This is a genomic window from Promineifilum sp. (SeqCode), assembly GCF_041918635.1.
Classification (GTDB): domain Bacteria; phylum Chloroflexota; class Anaerolineae; order Promineifilales; family Promineifilaceae; genus Promineifilum.
This window is the reverse complement of sequence record NZ_JAYRVJ010000134.1, coordinates 1-2,870: the sequence shown is the minus strand read 5'-3', so window position 1 is coordinate 2,870 and position 2,870 is coordinate 1. Positions and strand designations below refer to the sequence as shown.

At 70.1% G+C, this 2,870-nt stretch carries 3 protein-coding genes; all 3 read right to left on the bottom strand.

Features of this window, described 5'->3' with window-relative positions:
- On the bottom strand, positions 1–194 hold a 194-nt coding region (locus ACE3UY_RS04520), incomplete at its 3' end, for a hypothetical protein (protein WP_374686363.1).
- 159 nt (positions 195–353) lie between these two features.
- Complete coding sequence (locus ACE3UY_RS04515; RefSeq protein ID WP_374686362.1) at positions 354–2,204, bottom strand: fasciclin domain-containing protein; 1,851 nt, start codon at positions 2,202–2,204, stop codon at positions 354–356.
- A 3-nt stretch (positions 2,205–2,207) separates the two neighbouring features.
- A partial coding sequence (locus ACE3UY_RS04510) for a helix-hairpin-helix domain-containing protein (protein WP_374686361.1) occupies positions 2,208–2,870 on the bottom strand: 663 nt, incomplete at its 5' end.

Here is a 2,870-nt window from a genome sequence, read left to right as displayed (position 1 = left end):
GCGTCACCGGAGCTTGCCCCGCCGGCCGCGCCGCCGCCCAGTAGCCCGCCCAGCAAGTCCGCCAGGCCGCCCCCACCGCTCGCGCCGGCCGGCGCTTCAGGAAGGCCACCGCCTAGCAAGTCGGCAAAGCCTCGCTCTCCCTCCGGCTCCTCGTCATCCATCTGCGACAGCAAATCCTTGAAATCATCCGACATCTCGTCACGCTCCTTGGATTGTCGTCCGTTTTCTAATTCCAGAAGAATCCACAGATTTCACAGATTGCGCAGATTTGGCGCGAGTCGTTGGTGGCCAGGAACCAACGACCAACGACTCACAACCGTCAAGCAACCTGCGTAATCTCCGGATCATTCCTCCTATTGTACGGTTAGGGACACCGGCCGCGAGATCGCCTCCAGCGTCCCCTGGCTATCCAGCATGTAGGCAATGATCCGATACTCGCCCGGCGACACCGTGCCAGCCACCTGCCACACCCCATTGGCGTCGACCGCCGCCGTCGCGCCAAATGATTCGCCGTTAAGCTCCACCAGGATCGTCCGGTTCGGTTCAGCCGTACCAACCACGGTCAGTTGCGTACCGCTGAAGGTGGGCACGCCGGACTCATCGATGACCGGTGGGCGCACGCCCGCCGCCAGCGGCGGCACGAGCACGCGGTCAATGGCGTGCACCATGCTATTGCCCGCGGGAATGTCGGCGGCCAGCACGGTCGCATCGTTCACCAACAGACTGTCGCCCTGCGGCGTGATGGTCAACAGACGGCCGTTGAGCGTGGCCGGCGCGACCGTGCGCAAGTCGGCGGCCGAGTAGCGGCCCGGCGCAATGTGGTAGCGCAGCACCCCCGCCAGAGCCGTCGGGTTAGCCAGCAGCCTCTCCACAATGCTCGGCGGCAGCGCGGCGATGGCGTCGTTGGTCGGCGCGAAAAGCGTGACCGCGTTCGGCCCGCTGAGCGCCTCGGTCAAGCCCGCCGTCCCTATCGCGCTCAGCAGCGTTGAGAACTCCGGCCGGCTTTGCAGCAGTGCGATCACGTTTTCGGCGGGCACAGCCGTGGCGGCCGGGGCAACCTCCGTTGGCGCGGAGGCGGCTGGCGTATCGGCGGGCGGGGCCGTCTCAACCGGCGTAGCGGCGGCTGGGGCCTCGCCTACGACGAGCGCCACCGGCGGCGTGCTGCTCAGCAGCGCGCCCGACGCATCGAGTGTGTTCAACTGAAGCTGATGCGCGCCGTCGGGCAGCGTCAGGGCCAGCGTCCAGGCGCCGGTCTCATCCACCGGGGCCGAGCCGGCCGGCTGGCCGTCCACTATCGCCTCGATCGTGACGCCCGGCTGCCCCTGCCCGGTCCAGGTCACCGGGCCGGATGGGACGGCCAGCGTGGCCGCGCCGGTGGCCGGGTCGAGCGTGACCGGGCCGGGCGGGTTCAGACTGGCCGGGGGCGAGCCTACCGGCGCAGGCTCCGTATCCTGGATGACACTGCCGGCGGCATCCGTCGCCTGCACGACGATCTCGCCGGTGACGGATTCAGCCGGCGCGTCGAGCGCCCAGTTGCCCGCGTCGTCGGCCGTCGTCGCGCCGATCTGCGCGCCGTTGACGATCACCACCACCGTCGCGCCCGGCGTGACCACACCGCCCAGCGTATAGGCGCCGGTCAGCGGGTTGAAGATCGGCGGGCGGAGCGGTAGCGCCGCGCCCGGCGCGATCTCGCCCGCGGCGGTGGGCGCGGCGGTCTCGCCCACGATCACGGTCACCGGGGCCGACTCGCCGACGACCGCGCCCACGTTGTCGAGTGTCTGGGCCGTGATGGTGTAGCTGCCGGCCGGCAGGTCGGTCGCCAGCGACCAGGCCCCATCGACGCCGGCGCTGGCCGTGCCGACCAGGCCGCCATTGACGAACACAGCCACCTGCGCGCCCGGTCCGGCCATGCCGCTGAGCGTCACCCGGCCCGGCGGCAGCGCGTCGGCCGGCATATCAACCGCGGGAAGGGCCAGGGTGGGGGCCGGCAGCGCGCTCAGCTCGGCCGCCCGCGTCGCCTGAGCGGCGGCATCGGCCGTGGCCGCGCTGACGGCGTCGTCCGTCGCCACGGCGGCCAGGTCTGGCCCGTCTATCTCTCGGGTGGCTATCCAGGTCAGAACCAACAAGACCAGAAGCAGCAGCGTCACGCCCAATTTCATCAGGTCGAAACGCCGGATCTCTTCGGGGGTGCGATGGGTGGTCATGGTCTAGCCGCTCCTTCCGGCAGCCGGCAACTCCGCGGCCCGGGCGATCCAGGCGGCGTAGTCCGGCGCGCGCCTGGCCGGCGCGCGGCAGATCTCGGCCAGCCGTTCGGGCGAAGTCGCCGCCAGCGCCGCGTAGGTACAGATGCCCGCCTCATAGAGCCGCCGCTCATACACCTCGCCCAGGCCGTCCAGCACTTCCAGATCGTCCGGCGGTGTGCCATCCCAGGAGCGCCCCAGCGAGTTGGTGCGCACGGCCAGTTGCATGGCCCCGGCCTTGATCTCGGCGATGTCAACGCCCTGGAACGCGCCCACGTCCAGGATGGTCGTCAGTTCGTTGTCGGGCGTCTCGGCCAGTTCCCAATAGGTTCCGATGCCGGCGGCGTAAAGGCGATCCTCAAAGACGGAGCCTACGCCCGGCACAACTGACAGGTCTTGCGGGCACGGCAGGACAACGGCCGCCTTTGACCGCCGGCTGGCGACGCGCTTGCCGGCCGCCCGCTGACCCGCCTCGGCGACCCAGTTGTAATAATCCCTGCCGCCGCGCACGCCCGCCTCGCTGACAATGCGCTCCACCTGATCGGGCGAGGCCGCGGCCAGATCGGCGAAGCTGAGAATGCCGGCCGCCTGAAGGGCCGCCGCCGAACGCGGGCCCAGGCCGTGGATGAG